Here is a 20,931-nt window from a genome sequence, read left to right on the forward strand (position 1 = left end):
CCCCATCTCCAACGCCGACCCCCACCCCGACACCGTCTCCAACCCCGACGCCCACCCCCACACCGTCTCCAACCTCGACCGCGGATCCGAATGAACACACCGCCGTCGTCGTCCGCATCATCGACGGGGACACCGTGGAGCTGGATTCCGGAGACACCGTGCGGGTCAGCGGGATCGACACGCCTGAACGCGGCGAGTGTCACTTCGACACCGCCTCCGCTCGGATGAGTGAACTCGTGCTGGGCAAGACGGTCACCCTGACCCGCGATGGCGAGGACACCGATCGCTATGACCGGATCCTGCGCTATGTCGACGTCGACGGCGACGACGCCGGCATCACGCTGATCCAGGAGGGCCTCGCCACCGCCCGCTATGACTCGCGGGACGGCTACGGCTTCCACACTCGCGAGCCGGACTACATCTCCGCCGACGACGGCGCTCCGCTGCAGACCTGCGCCCCAGAGCCGGCACCGGCACCCGCTCCAGCCCCGGCACCTGCCCCCGGCCCGGCCCAGCAGGGCGCGAACTGCGATCCCAACTACACCCCCTGCATCCCGGTCTTCCCGCCGGACATCAACTGCGGCGATCTCGATGTCTCGGTCCGAGTCATCGGCATCGACGTCCATGGCCTGGACGGCGATGGCGACGGCTTCGGATGCGAGGCCAATGGCTGAGGCACTATCGTGCTGACATGGCACAACGGCCCACATCCAGCGAAAATCAACCTGTGGAGCAGTTCACCGCTGATCCCGCTGTGCTCGAGTGGGCCACCGGCGGAAGGTTCTGGACCCGCTGGCAGAGCGCGGTCGCGATCATGGGCATCCCACTCATCGCGTGGATGTACCTCGCCCCCTCGGAGCTGCAGCTGACCCCGGTCTGGTACCTGGTGTCCTGGGTGGCGATCTTCCTGGTCGCCACCGTCGCGGGCCGGGTGCGTCGACGCTTCTGAGCCTGCGCCTGCGCCTGAGTCTGCGCCTGAGTCTCAGCCGCGTCGCATCGGCACGTGCGGGATGTCGTCTTCCAGGAACGGCTCCCCCGACCGGGAGAACCCGAAGGACTCATACCAGCTCTGCAGCGGGGCCTGCGCGTCGAGCGTCACCGAAGACTCGGCCGACTGCGCGGCGCAGAGCTCCAGCGCTCGACGCATCAGCTCCCCCGCCACCCCGGTCCCGCGCACCGCAGGACTCGCCACCACACGTCCGATCCGGAAACCCTCCGGCTCCCGGAGCACCCGCAGCGTGGCGGTGGGTGCGCCGTCGTCCTCGGTGGCCGGCTCGGCAGACGTCCCGCCGACCGCCCAGAGCATCACCGCTCCCGGTTCGAGGTCCCGGCCATCGAGCTCCGGATACGGGCACTGCTGCTCGACCACGAACACGTCGGTGCGCAGCTGCAGGATCCGGTAGAGCGTGATGGGATCCATCTGGGCCACCGGGGCGGCGTGAAACGAGGCAGGCATGGGATCCATCCTAGGGTTGCCGGTAGTCTCGGGCGTATGACCATCACCGCCCTGGCCATTGGCAAGAAGCACGAGAAATGGGCCGTGGAGGGGATCGAGCGCTACACCAAGCGGCTGCGCAAGCCCTATGACCTGGACTGGAAGCTGCTCCCGCATTCCTCCCGCGAGCACGATGCCGCCCGGCAGGAGGAGTCCGAGCGGATCCTCGCCGCGCTCAAGCCGAAGGACCACGTCATCCTGCTCGACGAGCGCGGCAAGAACATCAGTTCCACCAGCCTGGCCGAGCACCTCCAGGGCAGCTTCGACGCCGGGCAACACGTGGTGGTGATCATCGGCGGGGCCTACGGGGTCACCGATGAGCTGAATCACCGCGCCGACTTCGTCTGGTCGCTCTCCAGACTCGTGTTCCCGCACCAGCTGGTGCGGATGCTCCTCGCCGAGCAGGTCTACCGCGCCCAGGAGATCTCCGGTGGACGGTCCTATCACCATGTCTGAGCCCGAAGCAGTCGTCGGGATCCTTGGTGCCGGCCGGGCCGGCACCGCCTTCGCCCGGGCACTGCTGCGCGCCGGGATCGACGTGGACATCGCTTCGACCCGACCGCCCCGCGCGCTGCAGCATCATCTCAAGATCTACGCCCCGGGCGCGACGCCGGTGGTGGCCGAGGACATCGCCGAGCGCGCGCGGGACTCCAGCGGCCTGGTGATTCTGGCCGTGCCGCAGGAGGAGCTCGATGAGGTCGCCCCGGCCTGGGTGGCCGGGACCGTGCTGGTCGACGCGACCAACACCTGGCAGGACGAGCTGCTCCCGAGTTGGCTGCAGGCCGCCGTGGATGAACAGCTGCCCACCTCGATGGCGCTGGCCGGCCGGTTCGGCTCCGCCCGGGTGGTCAAGGCGCTGAACCACATCGCCCACTCCGAGATCGACGACGCCGCCATGCCCGAGGCCGAGCTCTCCCAACGCCGCGCACTCGCCGTGGCCGGAGACGACGACGCCGCCCGAGGGCTGGTCATGGGGCTGCTGGTCCGCATGGGCTTCGACCCGGTCTCGCTCGGCGCGCTGGCCGCGGGCCGGGTCATGGAGCCTGATGGGCCGCTGTTCAACCGCCCGCTGCGCCGCGAGGATCTGCTGCGCTTCGCTCGCTGAGCCCCCGGTGTTCTGGATCCCCTCACCGGGTGCGACGGGTGAAGATCAGATGCACGACTCCGCTCGGTGACGGGGTCGCTTCCACCTCGAAGCGCGCTTCGATGCCCTCGAGCCCGTCCCAGAGCCGTTCGCCGCGGCCAAGAATGATCGGCACCAGGACCAGGTGCATGACGTCGACCAGATCCGCCTCAAGGAACTGCCGCAGCGTGGCGACCCCGCCGCCGATCCGGACGTCCAGGCCCCCGGCGAGGTCCCGGGCCTGGGCCAGGGCGGAGACCGGGTCGGCGTCCACGAAGTGGAAGGTCGTGCCGCCGTCCATCTCGAGCATCGGCCGCGGATGGTGGGTCAGCACGACCACCGGGGTATGGAAGACCGGGTTCTCACCCCACCAACCCCGCCATTCCTCGTCCGCCCAGGGGCCGCGCTGCGGACCGAACTTATGCCGTCCCATGATCTCGGCACCGATCCGGGTTCCCCACTGGCTGGCGAACGCCTCGTCGACCCCGCGGGATCCCTGGGTCTTCCCCGGCAGGCCCATCTCCCGGAAGGTCCGGGTCTCGAAGGCCCACTCCATCAGGCGCATCCCGGCGTGACCGAAGGGCGCCTCCAACGACTGACCCTCCCCTGCGCCGAAGCCGTCGAGGGAGATCGAGAAGTTGTGCACGCGGACCAGTGACATGGCATCTCCCGAGCCTTCTCTCACGTCTTCACTCCCGCGTGATCGCCTGCCGGTGATCACGCCAGCCTTCTCGAGCCTCAAGCTACTCGCGCTCAGGTGCGGATGACCATGGTGGGAACGCTGGCAGATCGTGGGCGGCTCACGGGGAAATGGGTGCTGCGGCGAGCGCGCACTCCACCGCCTCGGCACCGATCGACCTGTGGCGAGATGCGTCAGGCGATGTCCGTGGCGGCCTCTAGAGTTAGACCATGACCGCCCTGGCCCCTTTCACCGAGCCCACCCGGCGTTGGTTCCAGGCATCCTTCGGGCAGCCCACGTCCGCGCAGGCCGGTGCCTGGGACGCGGTGGCGCGGGGCAAGAACGCGCTGGTGGTCGCGCCCACCGGTTCGGGCAAGACGCTCTCAGCCTTCCTGTGGTCGATCGACCAGCTCTTCGCCGCACCCACCGCGGGCACCTCGGTGCTCTACATCTCCCCGCTGAAGGCGCTCGGCGTGGACATCGAACGGAACCTGCGCAGCCCGCTGGTCGGGATCGCGCACACCGCCCGTCGGCTCGCCGCCGAGGGCTCCGCCCAGGAGCCGGCGGAGATCACGGTGGGGGTGCGCACCGGTGACTCCACGCCCAAGGAGCGCCGGGACCTGGTCCGGAAGCCCCCGCAGATCCTGATCACCACCCCCGAATCGCTCTACCTGATGCTCACCTCACAGGCACGCAACACCCTGTCCGGGGTCAAGACCGTGATCCTGGACGAGGTGCACGCCCTGGCCGGCACCAAGCGCGGCGCCCACCTGGCGGTCTCGCTGGAACGGCTGAATAACCTGCTGGAGACCCCGGCCCAGCGGATCGGACTCTCCGCCACAGTGGAACCCCGGGAAGAGGTGGCCCGCTTCCTCGGCGGCACCGCAGCGGTGGAGATCGTGGCGCCGAAGTCGGAGAAGACCTGGGACATCACCGTCTCGGTGCCGGTGGAGGACCTCGCCTCCCCCAGCACCGCGCCGCCCGAGAGCGCAGCTGCCCTCTCCGGCGCCGCCTCGAACGGGCGCGCAGAGCCCGAGTCTGCGGCGGAGATCCCCGCCCTCGGTGCTGGAATCGAGGTCCTGCCGGAGGACGTCCTGTCCAGCGACCAGCCGCTGCAGCCCAGCATCTGGCCGCATGTGGAGCACCGGGTGGTGGACCTGGTCACCGAGAACCGCTCGACCATCGTCTTTGTGAACTCCCGCCGGCTCGCTGAGAAGCTCACGGGCCGGATCAATGAGATCTGGTCCGAGCGCCAGCCCCCTGCCGCCCACGACGAGGCCTCGACCTCGGCCTCCGGGGGCGAGTCGGAGACCGAGGAGCCGGCCCCGCTGGCCCGGTCGCACCACGGCTCGGTCTCGAAGGAACAGCGCAAGCTCACCGAGGAGGCGCTGAAATCCGGCCAGCTGCGCTGCGTTGTGGCCACCTCCTCCCTGGAGCTCGGCATCGATATGGGCGCCGTGGATCTGGTGATCCAGGTGGAGGCGCCCTTCGCCGTCTCGGCCGGGCTGCAGCGGATCGGCCGCGCCGGACACCAGGTGGGTGAGGTCTCGGTGGGCTGGTTCTTCCCCAAGCACCGCGGAGACCTGGTGAGCACCGCCGTCATCGTGGAACGGATGCTCGCCGGGCAGATCGAAGCGCTGCACATCCCGCGCAACCCGCTGGACATCCTGGCCCAGCAGACCGTGGCCGCCGCCGCGATGGACCCGCTGGATGTGGAGTCCTGGTTCGAGACGCTGCGCCGCAGCGCCCCCTTCGCGACCCTGCCCCGCTCCGCCTATGAGGCCACCCTGGACCTGCTCGCCGGCAAATACCCCTCCGACCGGTTCGCCGAGCTGCGCCCCCGGGTGGTCTGGGACCGCGACGCCGGCACCGTCACCGGGCGCCCGGGCGCGCAGCGGATCGCGGTCACCTCCGGCGGCACCATCCCCGACCGAGGGCTCTTCGGGGTCTACCTCGCCGGCGGAGAGGACTCCGGCTCGGCCCGCTCCGGCGGTCGCCGGGTCGGGGAGCTCGATGAAGAGATGGTCTACGAGTCCCGAGTCGGTGACGTCTTCGCGCTGGGGGCCACCAGCTGGCGGATCCAGGAGATCACCTTCGATCGGGTGCTGGTCGTGCCGGCCTTCGGGCAGCCCGCCTCGCTGCCGTTCTGGCGCGGGGACGGCTTCGGCCGCCCGGCCGAGCTCGGCCGCGCACTGGGCCGGTTCACTCGCGAGGTCCACTCCGGAGCGGCCGAGCCCACCGCGGAACGGCTCACCGCGCTGGGCATGGACACCTGGGCGCAGGAGAACCTGCTGCGCTACTTCACCGAACAGCAGGAAGCCGCCGGGGTGCTCCCCAGCGACACCACCCTGGTGGTGGAACAGACCAAGGACGAGCTCGGCGACTGGCGGATCGTGCTGCTCTCCCCCTACGGCCTGCAGGTCCACGCCCCCTGGGCGCTCGCGGTCGGCGAGCGCCTGCATGATCGGTTCGGCCTCGACGGCTCGGCCATGGCCAGCGACGACGGAATCGTGCTGCGGGTCCCGATGATGGACGAGGATCCACCCGGCGCGGAGCTCTTCGCCTTCGACCCCGACGAGCTCGAGGACCTGGTCACCGGCCAGGTCAGCTCCTCGGCCCTGTTCGCCGGCCGGTTCCGGGAGGCCGCCGCCAGGGCCCTGCTGCTGCCCAAGCAGAACCCCGGTCAGCGGACCCCGCTGTGGCAGCAGCGCCAGCGCTCCTCCCAGCTGCTGGAGGTCGCCTCCGGGTATCCCGACTTCCCGGTGATCATGGAGGCCATGCGGGAGGTGCTGCAGGACGTCTACGACATGCCGGCGCTGCTGGAGCTGCTGCGCAGCATCGCCCAGCGCGGGGTCAAGATCGTGGAGACCACCACCTCCAAGCCCTCCCCCTTCGCCCAGTCGATCCTCTTCGGCTACATCGCCCAGTTCCTCTACGAGGGGGACTCTCCGCTGGCCGAACGCCGGGCCGCCGCACTCTCGGTGGACCCGGCGCTGCTGGGAGAGCTGCTGGGCAGGGTGGAGCTGCGCGAGTTCCTCGACGCCGCGATCATCGCCGAATCCGAGGCCTACGCCCAACGGCTGATCCCCTCCCGGCACCTGCGCGGAGAAGAGGGCGTCGCGGACCTGCTGCGCCTGCTCGGTCCGCTGACCTCCGAGCAGCTCGCCGCCCGACTCGAAGACGGCGAGCCGGCCGAGGAGCACGCCGAAGCGCTGGTCTCCCACCAGCGCGCCTTCCGGGTCATGTGGCGCACCGGCACGGCCGGGGCCGGGGAGTCCGAGCAGGACCAGACCGAGCAGCGCTACGCCGCGATCGAGGACGCCTCCCGGCTGCGTGACGGGCTGGGCACCCCGATGCCGGTCGGCATCCCCTACGCCTTCCTCGACCCGGTGGAGGACCCGCTCGGGGACCTCCTCGGCCGCTATGCCCGCACCCACGGGCCCTTCCTGGTGGAGGAGGCGGCCGCCGAGCTGGGGCTCAGCCGCGCCGTCGTGGTGGACACGCTGAACCGTCTGGTCCGTGAGCACCGGGTGGTGGAGGGGCTGTTCCGGCCCGACCGGGTCATCCCCGCCGACGCGCGCCCCGGGACGGTGGAGTACTGCGACACCGAGATGCTGCGCAGGATCCGGCGCCGCTCGCTGGCGGCCCTGCGCGCCCAGGTGGAGCCGGTGCCGACACCCGCCTACGCCCAGTTCCTGCTCGAGTGGCAGGGCATCACCGCCGCCCGGGGGAAGGGCTCCTCGGCCTCGGGGGTCTCAGCCGTGGCGGAATCTCTGGCCCAGCTCTCGGGGGCCGCGGCCCCGGCCAGCGCGTGGGAGTCCTATATCCTCCCGGCCCGGGTCCCCGACTACCGTCCGGGAATGCTCGATGAGCTGCTCTCCGCCGGGGAGTTCCTCGCCGTGGGCAAGGGCGCGCTCAGCGGACATGACGGCTGGCTGGCCTTCTACCCCCGCGAGGACGCCGAGGCGCTGCTGAATCAGCCCGGCAGCGCAGGGCTGGGCAGCAACGGTGAGGATTTCAGCCCCACCGCGCTGCAGGCCGCGATCCTCGAGGTTCTCACCCGGGGCGGCGCCTGGTTCATCGAGGCGCTGCACGACCAGCTCGACCCTGAGCTCACCGGCTCTCGAGAGACCACCAAGAACGCGCTCTGGGAGCTGTTCTGGGCCGGCCGGGTCGCCCCCGACAGCTTCACCGCGCTGCGCCGCTTCATGTCCACCGGGACCACTGCGCACAAGAAGCAGCCCACTCCGGCAAGGCCGAGGCACAGCTCCCGGCGAATGGCGCTGCGCCGAGCCACCGAATCCCACCGCGCCCGGGTCGGTGGGTCCGCAGCCTCCGGGCCGGGCGGGGCGGGCGGCCGCTGGCAGCTGGTCCCGACCGGGTCGGTGGATGCCACCGTTGCCGCGCACACTCGTGCCGAGATCCTGCTGGATCGCTACGGGGTGGTCACCCGCGGCTCGGTGATGTCCGAGCAGCAGTCAGGACTCGGCGCCTCCGCCAAGGGCGGTTTCGCGGCGGTCTACAAGGTGCTCTCGGCGGCCGAGGACTCCGGGCAGATCCGGCGCGGCTATTTCATCGAACAGCTCGGCGCCGCCCAGTTCACCTCCTCGGCGACCATCGATCAGCTGCGCTGGATCTCTGAACGCCTCGAGGACGCCGCCGAGCAGGACCGCGCAGAATCGGAGTCCGGGTCGCCCCGGGCGGGGAGCACCGGGACCTCGGGCGCCCGGAAGCAGCAGGACGCGGCCGTGGTGCTCGCGGCCACCGACCCGGCCAACCCCTACGGGGCCGCCCTGGACTGGCCGGAGCTGGAGAACTCCACGCACCTGCCCGGACGCAAGGCGGGCGCCGTCGTCGTGCTCTACCGCGGCCAGCTGGTACTCTACATGGAACGCGGAGGCCGCACCCTGCTGCTCTTCACCGAGGAGGAGTCCACCATGGATCTGATCTCCCGGGCCCTGGTGCCGGCGCTGCGCGCCGCGAAGACCGGTCGGATCGCGGTGGAGCGGGTCAATGGCGACCGCATCCTGACCCACCCGCTGGGACAGCTGCTGCGCGACGCCGGTTTCAACTCCTCCCCCTCCGGGCTGAGATTCGCGCCCTGACCATCCCCCATGAGCACCCCCACGGAGCACCCCCATGCCAGCTCACCCGCGCCGAGCCCGGTCACAGAGAACTCAGAAATTCCGGCTAGGCTGAAGCCATGACTCTTTGCATTCCGTTTCTGATGTTCCAGGGTCAGGCCCAAGAAGCGATCGAGCACTACCTCAAGGTCTTCCCGGACGCTGAGCTCTTGGAGATCGTGCACCACCCCGAGGGCACCGAGATCTATGACCCGGCCCCGCCGGCCTCCGCCGAGGACCTCGACGACGCCGTGGCGGTGGATCTCGCCGAGGTGGACCTCCCAGAGGACACCGAGGCCGGGGAAGCAAGCCACGCCGCAGCAGAGTCCGAGCCGGGGGACACCGGTGACCTGCCCGAGCCGACCCAGCCTGACTCGGGTGAACCCGAGTCCACTGAGACCACGCTGATCACGGTCGAGCATGCCGAGGACGCGTCAGATCCGGACGAGGTCCCGATCGCTCCGGTGCCTCTCGTGGCCACCGCGCAGCTGAAGATCGGCGGGCAGGTGCTGATGATCCAGGACAGCCTGATGAAGCACGAGTTCGGCTTCACCCCCTCGATCTCGGTGGCCGTGGTGGTGGACTCCACCGCAGAGTTCCATCAGATCGTGGACAGCCTGGCTCCGGGTGGGGAGTTCCTCATGGAACCCGGCGACTACGACTTCGCGGCCAACTTCGCCTGGATCAAGGACCGCTTCGGCATGTCCTGGCAGGTCAACCAGCCCCTGGGCCAGCCCGAGCCCACCGCGCAGGCCGAGGCGCCGGTCTGGGGCTGAGCCTCCCCGGCTCGCCGACCTGCACAGACCCTGACCTGTGACGCAGAAGTCTCCTCTCCCCGTGCGCGATGGCGTCAATGCCACGCGCCTGCGGGTACCGCTGACCGGGCCCTGGCCCACCGTCCATGACTACGTGCTGGAGACCTTCGGCCACATCGACCATGGCGGGATCACGCAGCGCTTCCACGACGGCGAGGTGGTCGATGTCCATGGCGCGCCGCTGAGCACCTCCACCCCGCTCGGGGAGCTTGAGTTCCTCTGGTACTACCGCTCGGTGAGCCACGAGGTCCGACTCCCCGTGACCGAGGAGCTCATCAATCAGGACGAACACCTGGTCGTGGTGGACAAGCCGCACTTCCTGCCCACCACACCCGCAGGACGCTACGTCCAGGAATCGCTGCTGGTCCGGCTGCGCAATACGCTGAACCTCCCGGACCTGGTGCCGATCCACCGACTGGACCGGGGTACCGCCGGCGTCGTGCTGTTCTCCAAGCAGCCTGACACTCGCGGGGCATACCAGCTGCTCTTCGAGAACCGGGTGGTGCAGAAGTCCTACGAATGTGTCAGCGCGATCCCGGCGGGGATGAGCCCCGAGACCATGGCCTCGCGGTTCCCACTCACCGTGCGCAACAAGATCGAAAAGACCAAGGGCGTGGTGGTCTCCCAGCTCGCCTCCTATGCCCCGGAGCACTCCGGGAAGCGCCCGCACGACCGCACGGCACGGCAGGGCAAGCGACGTACCGAGGCCATTCCCGGGGCGAACTCCTCCTCCCAGATCGAGCTGCTGAGCACCGGAGGCAGTCCCTCCGGGCACGAGGTCGGGCACTTCCGTCTCAATCCGCATACCGGAAAGACTCATCAACTGCGCATCCACATGGCGCTGCTGGGTCTGGGTATCCTGAATGATCGTTTCTATCCCGAACTACTTGATGACGCCCCTGATGAGTTCGACAAGCCGCTCCAGCTCCTGGCCAAGACGCTTGACTTCACCGATCCGCTGACCGGGGTGCCCCGCAGCTTCATCTCGTCTCGAACCCTCCAGGAGTCCCCGCAGTGAACCACCCTCCGATCGCCCTCGGCATCAATGACCTCGGCGATCCGGCGCTCTATCAGGAGTGGGGGCTGTACTACTTCGTGGTCCTGGCGGTGGCGGTGGCGTTCACCGCGATCGTGCCGCCGTTCCCCTCCGAGGTCATGGTGATCGCCTCCGGCACGATGGCCGCCGAGGAGATCTTCCCGCTCCTGCTGGTCCTCACCGTGACCTTCATCGGCTGCCTCACCGGTGACATCGGGGTCTACCTGCTCTTCCGCTATAAACTCATCCGGCTGCTCTACAGGTGGCGATGGGGACGTCGGCTGCACCGAAAGATGCTGCGGATCTCGCTGCGCGCCGGCGGCGCATCGACCTGGGCGGGCCTGCTGCTCATCCGAGGAATCCCCGGGGGTCGCTCCGCCTCCATGGCCACCGCGGGGATCATGCGGCTCGGCGGCCGCTCGATCGTGGCGCTGTGCCTGCTGGGAGCGCTCACCTGGAGCCTGTGGCTGGTCGGATTAGGTTACATTACGGGAACAACTACCGGGCTCCCACCCTGGGCGAGCACGGCGGCCGCCATCGTTGTGGGTACCCTGGTGGGGTTGGGAATCACCGTGCTGATGACCCGGCAGCGTTCGCGTCAGGGGGCCGAACGCGAGTCGGTCGCCCGTTGACCAGCAACGATCCGAGGACCGGGATCCAGCACCGAGTGCACATGACAGCCATGACCTAGAGGAGGAACACGGGCTTGACCGAGAAGTCCCAGGACGAGTCCGTCGAGACGCTCGCCGACGCCACGGATACAGGCGCCGAGACCGAGAGCTCAGCTGCGTCCACCGAGGACAGCTCCGCCGCGGATCACGCGGCCGAGCCCGCAGCCTCTGCCCGAAAACCGGCCCCCTCGCGCGAGTCGGGTGCCTCTGACGCATCGGCCTCCCCTGAGCCGTCCGCACCTTCTGAGCCCTCCTCAGCGTCTGAGCCGTCCTCCGCATCTGAGTCCTCCGCGCCTTCAGAAGCTTCCGTGCCTTCTGAAGCTTCCGCGCCTTCTGAGTCCTCCGCGCCCTCCAAGCCGTCGAGACCCTCGGTGCGCTGGAGCCGACCCACGCCGGCCCGGCCCACCCCATCCAAGACCGACTCCCCCAACACGGATCTCAGCAGCTTCTTCGACGACCTCGACGAGAAGTTCCTGGGCGCGGCCCGCCGAGTCGGTGCCGCCTTCCGCCGGTCCCCCGCTCCGGAGCAGCCCAGTCCTGCCTCGACTAGAGCCGCCCAGCGCCCGGCGGCTCCCACCGAGAACGTGGACAGCGCCCCGTTCGCCTTCGTGCACCCCGCGCCCGGGACGGAGTCGTCCCCGCTGAGTCTTCCTCGGCCTCGACGCGGTCTGGATGAGCAGCGGCAGCGCGAGGTGATCTTGGAGAAGGCTGCGGCGATCGAGGCGGCCACCGCGTGGAACCACCAGCCCAATGATCGTGAAGTCCTCGAGTCCGCTGACGACGAAGAGGACCTCTTCACCTACATCCCGCCCTACAACATGCCCTCCAGGGACCCTGATCCCGCACCGGTGCGCAGTGATCTCTACCGTCAGATCTTCGTGACCACGGGCGCCCTGGCCGCGCTGGCCTCGGTCCTCTGGATGTTCGGGATCTTCCCGGCGTCACCGGCCATCTTGGGCGGCAACGGGCTCGACGAGCTCGCAGGCGGCTGGTACTCCGGCGGACAGGCGCTGCTCTCTCCGAACGCGAACTTCTACTGGCTCTGGCCGGTCATCGTGCTGGGCCTGCTCGCGCACGCGGTCCACCAGTGGACCACCACCCAGATCTCCACTCCGCGGCAGCGCCGCTCCGGCTGGCAGGTCGGCTCGGCCTCGCTGTTCATGCTGCTCTGGACCTTCGCGGTGCACCAGGACATGCTCACCCTCGCGGTGCTTGCTTCGCTCGCCGCGGCACTGGCCCTGATCGACGCGATCCGGCAGTTCACCTTCCGCACCGCCCGGACCGGCATGGAACGCCGCTTCTCCGATACCACCACCGGGCTCTTCACCGGCTGGGCGATGGTCGCCGCCATGTCTTCGCTCTCGGTCTGGCTGACCGCCATGGGCTGGCGAGTGCCAGGCATCCCGGCGGTGCTCTGGGCGCTGCTGGGACTGGGCATCTGCATCTGGGCCGCGGCCTACTATGCAATGACCGAACGCGGCAGGATCGCAGTGGCCCTCGGCATGGGCTGGGGCATGTTCTGGCTGGTCTTCCCCCGTCTGCTCTCCGAGGTCACCTCCGTGTGGGTCGCGATCTCGGCAGCGATGGGCGCCTTCGTCGTCATCCTCGCGACCGAATCTCGACGACACAAGATCAACCACGCGGAGCGACGCGCCGCTATGGGGCGTCCGCTCGAAGACATCATCTGACCCAGCCTGGCGCGATCAACGCACAGACTGGACCACCGCACAGGAGGCACGATGAGGCACCCGCACCCAAGCCAGATCACCGCAATGGGAGCAGCCACCCTGCTCCTGCTCTCCTCCTGCGGCTCCCCCGAGGGAACTCAAGACCCCGCTCCCGCCGAGGACACGCAGCAGGCCGACCAGCCCACGCCGTCCTCTGAGTCCGACCCGGCTGACCAGACTGGCCAGCCGGACGAGACAGCCGAGCCCGAACAGCCAGAAGAGTCCGAGCAGGCGGAGGAGTCCGAGACCCCGGCACCGGCCGAGGACCAGGAGCCGGATCAGGCCGAGGACGCGGCCTCCGCCGACTTCCGGACCGACGCCCAGGAGTCTGAGGGCTTCCCGGGGGAGTTCACCCGCGGCGAAGACCCCAACCATCTGATCGACGTCCGTTCCGGCATCCACGAGGGCTACGACCGAGTGGTGTTCGAGTACACCGGTGACGGCGTCCCCAGCTGGCGTGGAGAGTACACCGACTCCGCGGCGGAGCTGGGCCGCGGCGAGCCTATCGAGGTCGCCGGCGACCACATCCTGGAGATCAACGTCAACGGGCCTTCCTGGGCGCCGGAAGACCCGCCAGAGGATGAGCTTCCCTCACAGGAATACTACGAACGCGATACTGGCGGGTCCTTCGAAGAGATCTTCATCCAGGGCCCGTACGAGGCTCACTCGCAATACCTGATCGGACTGGACCAGGAACGACCCTTCCAGGTTCAGCTGCTCGAGGACCCGACCCGACTTGTGGTGGACATCGCCAACGACGAATGACCCCAGGCCGAGCCCCGATCGGCGGCACGCCCCGTTGTGGTGCATGATGGGACTATGAGCATTCGAACCCCAGATCCGAACCCCGGATGGTTGAACGAGGATGACCTCTACGAGGCACGACGACGGCTGCCCATGGTCTACGTCGAGGCGATCCCGGTCCGGCTGGATCCCCTCGGCTGCATCACCGAGCTGGGGCTGCTCTACACCGCAGACGCCGAGGGCCACTTCTACCGCACCGTGGTCTCAGGACGGGTGATCTACCGCGAGACGATCCGCGCCGCGCTGCTGCGTAACATCGAGAAGGATCTCGGGTCCATGGTGATGCCGCAGATCCCCGCCTCACCGGTGCCGTTCGCCGTGGCTGAATACTTCCCCTACCCCTCCGAGACCGGGCTGGTCGATGACCGGCAGCATGCGGTCTCCATGGCGTACATCGTGCCGGTCTCCGGGGAGTGCTCACCGCGCCAGGATGCCCTGGAGCTGAGCTGGATGACGCCAGACCAGGTGCTCAGCCCAGATGTGCAGGCAGAGTTCCTCGGCGGCCGTGAGAAGCTCATCCGCCAGGCCCTGGCCCACCTAGGTCACACCGGCTGACCCTCACCGGCTGCGGCCGGTAGAATCAGGCCAATGACCACTCCCGCCCCAGAGAAGTCCGCCCGCCGCAGAAGGCCCTCCCGCAAGCAGGACGCTTCATCCCGTCCGGTGCTGCGGCTCGGCCTCACCGGGTGGATCGTCTCCTGGCTGGTGCCCACTGCCGTGATGGGTGGCCTGCTGCTCGCACTGGGCTTCCTCCCCGGCCTGAATGACGAGGGATTCCTGGCCCCGCTGATCCCCCTGATCGCGGCCGCGGCCGTAGTCGTCGGCATCCCCGGGACCCTCCTGGTGAGCTGGCTCTACCGGCACCAGCTGCGCCCGACCGTGCACATCCTCGGCTACGTCCTCGTGGGACTGCTCTATGGCCCTGTGGTGCTCGTGGTCGGGGCTTCAGGACTGATCCCGATGCTCATCCCGCTGATCGGGTTCCCAGCCGGCATCCTGCTCGGGATCGGCCGGTGGATGGCGCAGCCGCTCGCGCGGGTGGAGAACCCCGACGACGACTCTGAGCACCTCGAAACCCCCGAACCTAAGGACCCTGAGCATGCCTGAGACCAATGCGAAGCCCGCGATGACCTTGAGCATCGCCGGATCCGAAGCCACCGGCGGCGCCGGAGCACAGGCGGATCTGAAGACCTTCCAGGAGCTGGGCACATTCGGCATGGTCGCGCTGACCTGCATCGTGTCCTTCAACCCGCGTGACGAGTGGAATCACCGGTTCATCCCGGTGGAGACCCAGGTGGTGCAGGACCAGCTCGACGCGATCTTCGGCACCTACGGGCCCGAGGCCCTGGACACCGTCAAGCTCGGGATGATGGGCTCGCCCGCCATGATCTCCACCGTCGCCGCCGAGATGGCCGCAAGGAATCCTGGGCATCTCGTGCTGGATCCGGTGCTGATCTGCAAGGGCCAGGAGCCCGGTCACGCGCAGGACACCGATAACGCGCTGAAAGCCGAGCTGCTTCCGCTGGCCACCTTCGTCACGCCGAACCATTTCGAGACCGAGCAGCTCTCAGGAATGAAGGTCGAGACCCTGGAGGACCTGCAGGCAGCGGCCGCGGAGATCCACCGCCTCTCTGGAGCGGCGGTGCTCGCCAAGGGCGGGGTCCGGCTCGCCGGAAGCGAGGCCGTGGACGTCTTCGTCGACGCGGAGGGCATCGAGGTGCTCAGCGCGCCGAAGATCGGTGAGCATGCGGTCTCCGGGGCGGGCTGCTCCCTCGCCGCCGCGGTCACCGCGGAACTGGCCAAGGGCAGTTCGGCCCGTGACGCCGCACGTCGGGCCAAGGAATTCGTCACCGCGGGCATTCGCCAGCGCGTGGCCGGCAATACTCCGTTCGACGCGCTGTGGCAGGGCGGCCTGCGCGGTTGAGCCGCTCACACCACGCCGATGATCTTCGGCAGTTGACTGCTCGGCGCACCGAGCCCCGCGCAATCTTCGTACTGGGCCCTAGCCTTCCTGGCCCTCTTCGAGCTGTGGCTCGATCAGTCCCAGCTGGGTCGCCCGGATCAACAGCTGAACCCGGTCTCGCACCCCGAAGCGCGCGCAGAGCCGACCCAGGTGCGCCTTGACTGCTCCTTCGGTCAGCACCATGCGCAGCGCGATCTCTCGATTGCTGAACCCTCGTGCCAGAAGGTTCAGGACCTCCGTCTCCCGGGGCGGTATCCGCGGCAGGTAGTCGGAACCGGCGAGGGCTGCGGAGAACTCCCCCGCCTCACTGACCTCATTGAACTCGAGCTTGCGAGCCACGTCCGGCGAGATCGGCACCGAGCTGCCGTGCACCTGGCGAACAGCTTCCAAGACCTGCTCCGCCGTGGCGTCCTTGACGATGTAGCCCTTGGCTCCGGCGTTCAGGGCCTGCAGCGCATGGCCCTCTGAGCTGAACGTGGTGACCGCCAAGACCGAGGTCTCCGGGGCGATCGCCATGACCGCAGCGGTGGCCTCGACCCCGCCCATCACCGGCATCTTGAGGTCCATGATCACCACGTCGGGCTTCTCCTCCCGCACCCGTTCGATGACTTCGACCCCGTTCTGCGCTTCGCCCACGCAGACCATATCGGGGGCGGAGTCCACATAGGCGCGCAGGGCTGCACGCATGATCGGGTGATCGTCTGCGACAACAAGTCGGAGCATGGTTGCACCTGTTCTTCCTCGGCCTTTTTGGACTCGGCGCGGCTTCCTAGATTATCCGACCTCATCGCGGGCATCCCGCTTCGAGTCCTGCCAGGGCGGGATCCCTGCCAAATTCAAGCGCCACCACGTAAATTAGATACTTTAGTCTACTATGCCTAAATCTAGGCACACCCTAATCTAAGTGTACGCACTAAAACTTTGCAGGTACACCCTTGGAAGGAACAAAAAAATGTCGCTCGCTTTGTTTGCTTACCGAATCGCCATGGTTTCTACTTTAGTTCTTACCACTATTCTAGGATTCTTTGACATATCAGGTACGGTCGAGGTTGAAGGTTTTCTTCGTTCGTTCTTCTGCGCAGCCTTCCCAAGATCTTCATCCTGCTAACCCCTCCCCAGCCCAGGGCGTCAGGACGTATCCTTGAGAGTGACTTTTTCGAGTGATGTAGCGCCAAGCCGCCGAGTCCTGAGCATCCTCACTCTTGCCACCATCGGCGGAATCTCCGCAGACGTCGGTCTTGCTCTGATCTTCGACCCCGAGTACGGCAGCCCGACACTTCAGTACGGGTACGTGATCTGGATCCTCGCAGCCTCCTTGTTCTGGCTGCATCCAGCGGCGGGAGCCCTTGTTGCTTTGATCGGTGCGGCCATCGGGACCACAGTGCTCCCGGGACCGCCGCTCGAAAGTGTCATGCTGGTCGCACTCTTCAGCGGCCTGTGTGCGCTGTACTGCTCACCCTGGGTTCGACACCTCTATCTGGTGATGAGCCTGCTGATCGCCGTCAGCGTGGGTCTCTCAGAGAGCGTTCGAGTACTCGCCGTCGGACTGAGCCTGACATCAGGGATCTTGATGGGCTTGTCGTACCTTGCCGGTCGAGCCACTCGGAGACACCTCGCTTCGCGCCTGTCAGCCGAGCGCGAGCTCGGTGAGCTGCGCGCGGCACACGAGGAGGCGCTCTCCGGGGAGCGCCGCTCGATCGCCAGGGATCTCCACGACATCCTGGCCCACGACCTCACCGTCATCTCCATGCAGACTCAGGTGGCGACGGCCACCGGAACCCCGGAATCGCGCGCTGCGGCACTGGCCCAGATCTCCCAGTCCGCCAGCGCCGCGCTCCACGATCTGCGTCGCGTGCTGTTAGTGCTGCAGCGCGAGAACATCATCGGCTCCGGCCCAGGCGATGCGCCCGAACTCGATCTGGAGTCCGGCCTGCAACGCTTCACCGGGCGCCTGCAGGACCTCGGATTCTCCGTGGACACCTCGGTACACGGGGACCTCAGCTCGATCCCGCAGTCTGTGGAGGCCTGCCTCTACCGGATCCTGCAGGAGTGCACCACGAACGTGGTCAAGCACGGAGCTCGCGGCCACGCGATCAACGACTGCAGCATCGAACTCGAGGTCAAGGAGGCCACCGTGGACCTCGCCGTGACGAACCGGACCGACCCGAGTCAGGCACCGGCCCCGAAGTACGCCACCTCAGGAACCGGACTGATCAGCATGGAGGACCGCGCGGCCACGTTTGGTGGCACGATCGAGGCAGGCGCACCTGCTGACGGGATCTGGAGCGTGCAGGTCACTGGAATCCAGATGCGGCTGCTGCGCTGAGCGGGCCACCCTCGGGCCGCTGCCGAACCGAAAGGCCCTCAGACACAGAGAGGCTCGGGCGGTGCCGTTCCCACCGCCCGAGCATTAACACCCGCCGAGGTCCTGCTCCGAACCCTTGCACCGTAACTCGGAGCGCCTCAAGGCAGATGCCCTCTCCCTGAATCATGCACCTGTGGTGCACGTCCAGTTACTATTCTCCGGGCACTGAACCCGCCGCGTAAGTGGACTTATGTCTACAGTTTGCAGGTTCAACTAAGCCCCCCCCCTTGTGACTATCGAGTAACATGTGTGCCATGACACATCACGCTCCCGATGCCTCCGTTGATCCGATCTACGACGTCTCCACTGCACAAGATCTCGACTACTACGGCGTCTTCGATGACCTTCCCGCCGCGGACCGGCAGTGGTGGACCCGCGCCCGTGAGTTCTCCGCCGGCCTGGAGACTCGGATGGCCCAGCACTGGGAGCATGCCGAGTACCCCGTGGACCTGGTGCGCAAGGCCGGCGGGATGGGCCTGCTCACCGACGGCGTCGATGTCTCCGAGGCCTCGATGGAGACCCTCTCCCCCATGGCAGCCGGCCTGGTGAACATGGAGACCTCCCGGACGGACGGCTCCCTGGGCACCGCACTGGCGGTCCAGGGTGGGCTCGCACTGCGCACCCTGGCACTCTTCGGCTCGGCTGACCAGAAGGCGGAGCATTTCACCAAGCTGGCCACGGCGCAGACGCTGGGGTCCTTCGCGCTCACCGAGCCGACACACGGCTCCGACTCGGTCTCACTGGAGACCACCGCCCGGCTGGTGGGCGATGAGGACTCCGGGTACTACGTGATCAACGGGGCCAAGAAGTGGATCGGCAACGGCGCCTCGGGCGGGCTGACGTTCACCTGGGCCCGGGTGGCCGGCGGCATCCACGACGGCAATGTCCGCTGCTTCATGATCGATCAGGACACCCGTGGCTACCGGGCCGAGGTGATCCAGGGCAAGGCCTCGCTGCGCGCGATCCACCAGGCGCTGATCCAGTACGAAGACGTCGAGGTCCCCGCCCACGCCGTCCTGCCGGGGTCAAAGACCTTCAAGGATGCCTCCAAGGTGCTCTTCGCGACCCGGCTGGGGGTGGCCTGGTCCGCCGTCGGCCACGCCTCGGCGCTGGTCGAGGCGGCGCTGAGCTATTCCAAGCAGCGGGAGCAGTTCAGCCGTCCGCTGGCCAGCTTCCAGCTGGTGCAGGAGCGGCTGACCTGGATGGTCTCGGAGCTGACCTCCATGCAGCTGCATGTTCGAGCGGTCACCGAACGTGACATCGCCGGGACTCTGACCGGGCCGCAGGCCTCGCTGGCGAAGTATCACAACACCCGGAAGGCCCGGGCGATCGCCCAGGTCGCCCGGGACATGCTCGGCGGCAACGGGATCCTGCTCAAGAACAAGGTCCCGCGCCATATGGCCGACATCGAGGCGATCCACACCTATGAGGGCACCGAGTCCGTCCAGAGCCTGATCATCGGGCGCGACCTGACCGGGTATTCGGCCTTCGCCTAGGTCTGGTGTGCGGCGGCGCCTACGAGGCGGCGCCGCACGACAAGCCTCTGAGCCTCAGCACTCGACGACGTTGACCGCCAGCCCGCCCAGGGCGGTCTCCTTATACTTTGAGGACATGTCCTTGCCGGTCTCGCGCATGGTCACGATGACCTCGTCCAGGGAGACCCGGTGGTCGCCGTCGCCCATCAGCGCCATCCGCGCGGCGTTGACCGCCTTGGTCGCGCCCATGGCGTTGCGCTCGATGCAGGGCACCTGCACCAGTCCGCCGATCGGATCGCAGGTGAGCCCGAGGTTGTGCTCCATCGCGATCTCGGCGGCGTTCTCCACCTGTTTCGCGGTCCCGCCCAGGACCTCGCAGAGCCCGGCGGCGGCCATCGATGCGGCCGATCCGACCTCACCCTGACAGCCGACCTCGGCACCGGAGATCGAGGCCTGTTCCTTATAGAGCACCCCGATGGCGGCGGCGGTGAGCAGGAACCGCACGGCGATGTCCTCGCGGTCCTCCTCCCCCGCGTAGCTCGCGCCGGGCCCGTAGTGGGTGGCGTAGAACCCGACGGCAGGAATGATCCCGGCGGCACCATTGGTGGGCGCGGTGACCACCCGTCCACCGGAGGCGTTCTCCTCGTTGACCGCCAGCGCCACCAGGTTCACCCATTCCTGCCAGTAGGCGTGGGTGCGGCCCGGATCGTCCTTCCACATCCGGGCGTGCCAGTCGGGAGCGCGACGTCGGACCTTGAGTCCGCCCGGCAGGTGCCCCTCCCGCTCCAAGGCGGAGTTCTTGCAGTCCTCCATGACCTGCCAGAGGTGCAGCACCTTCGCCGTGATCTCGGCGTCGGCCTCTTCCGCGGTGCCGCCGTGGCGGGCGCGGTGCAGGGCGCGCTCATTGGCGAACATCACTCGGGAGACCGGAAGGCCTGAACGGGCGCAGTGCTCCATGAGCTGCGCCCCGGTGGTGAAGGGGTAGGGCACCTCGGCATCCGGGGTGGCGAGCGCCTCACCCAGCGAGGCGTCGGAGGCCACCGCATCGGATTCAGAGAGCACGAAGCCGCCACCGATGGAGTAGAAGATCTCCTTCGCGAGCTGGTCTCCCTCGGCATCGAATGCGGTGAGCGTCATCGCGTTGGTGTGCCGGTCCATGACCGTGAGCGGGCGCTGGATGAAGTCCTCCACCCGCAGCCGGATCTCCCGTCCGGCTTCCGGCGCGGTATCCGACGCGGTATCCGACGCCGGGTCCTGCCCCGGGTCCGTCGCCGGGTCCTGCGCTGGCTGCGCGCCGGCAGGATCGGACTCCACGCCGGCGTGCTCGCGCCGGGCTCCGAGCTGGATCATGCCGGAGGCTTCCATCGCGGCAAGCCGCGAGTCGACCTGCTCGGGCAGTATGGTCTCCGGGTCCCAGCCCTCCAGACCGAGCAGCACCGCGGTGAAGGTGCCGTGACCGCGTCCGGTGGCCGAGAGCGACCCGTAGAGGTCCACCTGCACCGTCTCGGTCCGGGCCAGCGCTTCAGCGCTGCCGAGCTGCTCGGTCACGAAGCGCCGCGCGGCGCGCATCGGCCCCACGGTGTGCGAGGAGGACGGGCCGATGCCGACCCGGAGCAGGTCGAAGATGCTGATGGTCATGGTGAGTCTCGAATCCT

General features: G+C 68.2%; 19 protein-coding genes. 15 read left to right on the top strand and 4 right to left on the bottom strand.

The genetic code is table 11. The features are described from left to right. Positions 1-134: 134 nt before the first annotated feature. On the top strand, positions 135-674 hold the full coding sequence (locus tag I2487_RS00005; RefSeq protein ID WP_207169757.1) for a thermonuclease family protein: 540 nt from the start codon (positions 135-137) through the stop codon (positions 672-674). A 53-nt stretch (positions 675-727) separates the two neighbouring features. Beyond that, on the top strand, positions 728-949 hold the full coding sequence (locus I2487_RS00010) for a hypothetical protein (RefSeq protein ID WP_207169758.1): 222 nt from the start codon (positions 728-730) through the stop codon (positions 947-949). A 33-nt stretch (positions 950-982) separates the two neighbouring features. On the opposite strand, the gene I2487_RS00015 is transcribed toward I2487_RS00010, so the two are convergent. Continuing rightward, positions 983-1,456 carry a GNAT family N-acetyltransferase gene (locus I2487_RS00015; RefSeq protein ID WP_255545804.1) on the bottom strand — a complete coding sequence of 158 codons (474 nt, stop codon included), beginning with the start codon at positions 1,454-1,456 and terminating at the stop codon, positions 983-985. A gap of 36 nt (positions 1,457-1,492) precedes the next feature. On the opposite strand from I2487_RS00015, the gene I2487_RS00020 reads away from it, so the two are divergent. Both I2487_RS00020 and I2487_RS00025 read left to right on the top strand, forming a co-directional pair. Then, on the top strand, positions 1,493-1,951 hold the full coding sequence (locus tag I2487_RS00020) for a 23S rRNA (pseudouridine(1915)-N(3))-methyltransferase RlmH (RefSeq protein WP_207169760.1): 459 nt from the start codon (positions 1,493-1,495) through the stop codon (positions 1,949-1,951). Further along, positions 1,926-2,600 (top strand): NADPH-dependent F420 reductase, encoded by a 675-nt coding sequence (locus I2487_RS00025; RefSeq protein ID WP_345941277.1) that lies wholly within the window; start codon positions 1,926-1,928, stop codon positions 2,598-2,600. The genes I2487_RS00020 and I2487_RS00025 overlap by 26 nt, the downstream gene beginning before the upstream one ends. Positions 2,601-2,622: 22 nt before the next feature. On the opposite strand, the gene I2487_RS00030 is transcribed toward I2487_RS00025, so the two are convergent. Beyond that, positions 2,623-3,279, bottom strand: a complete 657-nt coding sequence (locus I2487_RS00030; RefSeq protein WP_207169761.1) for a dihydrofolate reductase family protein — start codon at positions 3,277-3,279, stop codon at positions 2,623-2,625. Between the two features lie 248 nt (positions 3,280-3,527). On the opposite strand from I2487_RS00030, the gene I2487_RS00035 reads away from it, so the two are divergent. The 9 genes from I2487_RS00035 (at position 3,528) to thiD (ending at position 15,397) form a co-directional block, all read left to right on the top strand. Then, on the top strand, positions 3,528-8,402 hold the full coding sequence (locus tag I2487_RS00035) for a DNA glycosylase AlkZ-like family protein (RefSeq protein WP_207169762.1): 4,875 nt from the start codon (positions 3,528-3,530) through the stop codon (positions 8,400-8,402). 98 nt (positions 8,403-8,500) lie between these two features. After that, positions 8,501-9,196 (top strand): VOC family protein, encoded by a 696-nt coding sequence (locus I2487_RS00040; RefSeq protein WP_207169763.1) that lies wholly within the window; start codon positions 8,501-8,503, stop codon positions 9,194-9,196. 61 nt (positions 9,197-9,257) lie between these two features. Beyond that, the gene (locus tag I2487_RS00045) at positions 9,258-10,253 is read left to right on the top strand and encodes a pseudouridine synthase (protein ID WP_345941278.1); all 996 of its coding nucleotides are present in this window, start codon (positions 9,258-9,260) and stop codon (positions 10,251-10,253) included. Next, positions 10,250-10,903 (top strand): VTT domain-containing protein, encoded by a 654-nt coding sequence (locus I2487_RS00050; protein ID WP_207169765.1) that lies wholly within the window; start codon positions 10,250-10,252, stop codon positions 10,901-10,903. The genes I2487_RS00045 and I2487_RS00050 overlap by 4 nt, the downstream gene beginning before the upstream one ends. A gap of 74 nt (positions 10,904-10,977) precedes the next feature. Next, positions 10,978-12,630, top strand: a complete 1,653-nt coding sequence (locus I2487_RS00055; RefSeq protein WP_207169766.1) for a TspO-related membrane protein — start codon at positions 10,978-10,980, stop codon at positions 12,628-12,630. A gap of 51 nt (positions 12,631-12,681) precedes the next feature. Beyond that, positions 12,682-13,434 carry an AMIN-like domain-containing (lipo)protein gene (locus tag I2487_RS00060; RefSeq protein ID WP_207169767.1) on the top strand — a complete coding sequence of 251 codons (753 nt, stop codon included), beginning with the start codon at positions 12,682-12,684 and terminating at the stop codon, positions 13,432-13,434. Between the two features lie 54 nt (positions 13,435-13,488). Further along, positions 13,489-14,028: an NUDIX hydrolase family protein gene (locus tag I2487_RS00065; RefSeq protein ID WP_036473357.1), complete on the top strand. Its 540-nt coding sequence runs from the start codon at positions 13,489-13,491 to the stop codon at positions 14,026-14,028. 33 nt (positions 14,029-14,061) lie between these two features. Next, complete coding sequence (locus I2487_RS00070; protein ID WP_207169768.1) at positions 14,062-14,580, top strand: hypothetical protein; 519 nt, start codon at positions 14,062-14,064, stop codon at positions 14,578-14,580. Then, the gene (gene thiD / locus I2487_RS00075) at positions 14,573-15,397 is read left to right on the top strand and encodes a bifunctional hydroxymethylpyrimidine kinase/phosphomethylpyrimidine kinase (protein WP_207169769.1); all 825 of its coding nucleotides are present in this window, start codon (positions 14,573-14,575) and stop codon (positions 15,395-15,397) included. The genes I2487_RS00070 and thiD overlap by 8 nt, the downstream gene beginning before the upstream one ends. A 78-nt stretch (positions 15,398-15,475) precedes the next feature. Here thiD and I2487_RS00080 read toward each other — a convergent pair whose 3' ends face one another. Then, positions 15,476-16,159 (bottom strand): response regulator transcription factor, encoded by a 684-nt coding sequence (locus tag I2487_RS00080; protein ID WP_207169770.1) that lies wholly within the window; start codon positions 16,157-16,159, stop codon positions 15,476-15,478. A gap of 424 nt (positions 16,160-16,583) precedes the next feature. On the opposite strand from I2487_RS00080, the gene I2487_RS15655 reads away from it, so the two are divergent. Then, positions 16,584-17,762 (top strand): histidine kinase, encoded by a 1,179-nt coding sequence (locus I2487_RS15655; protein ID WP_207169771.1) that lies wholly within the window; start codon positions 16,584-16,586, stop codon positions 17,760-17,762. A 293-nt stretch (positions 17,763-18,055) separates the two neighbouring features. Then, complete coding sequence (locus tag I2487_RS00090; RefSeq protein ID WP_207169772.1) at positions 18,056-19,297, top strand: acyl-CoA dehydrogenase family protein; 1,242 nt, start codon at positions 18,056-18,058, stop codon at positions 19,295-19,297. A 54-nt stretch (positions 19,298-19,351) separates the two neighbouring features. On the opposite strand, the gene I2487_RS00095 is transcribed toward I2487_RS00090, so the two are convergent. After that, positions 19,352-20,914 carry an L-serine ammonia-lyase gene (locus tag I2487_RS00095; RefSeq protein WP_207169773.1) on the bottom strand — a complete coding sequence of 521 codons (1,563 nt, stop codon included), beginning with the start codon at positions 20,912-20,914 and terminating at the stop codon, positions 19,352-19,354. Positions 20,915-20,931: the final 17 nt, after the last annotated feature.

The sequence above is a fragment of the Nesterenkonia sp. E16_10 genome, assembly GCF_017347085.1.
Lineage (GTDB): Bacteria > Actinomycetota > Actinomycetes > Actinomycetales > Micrococcaceae > Nesterenkonia.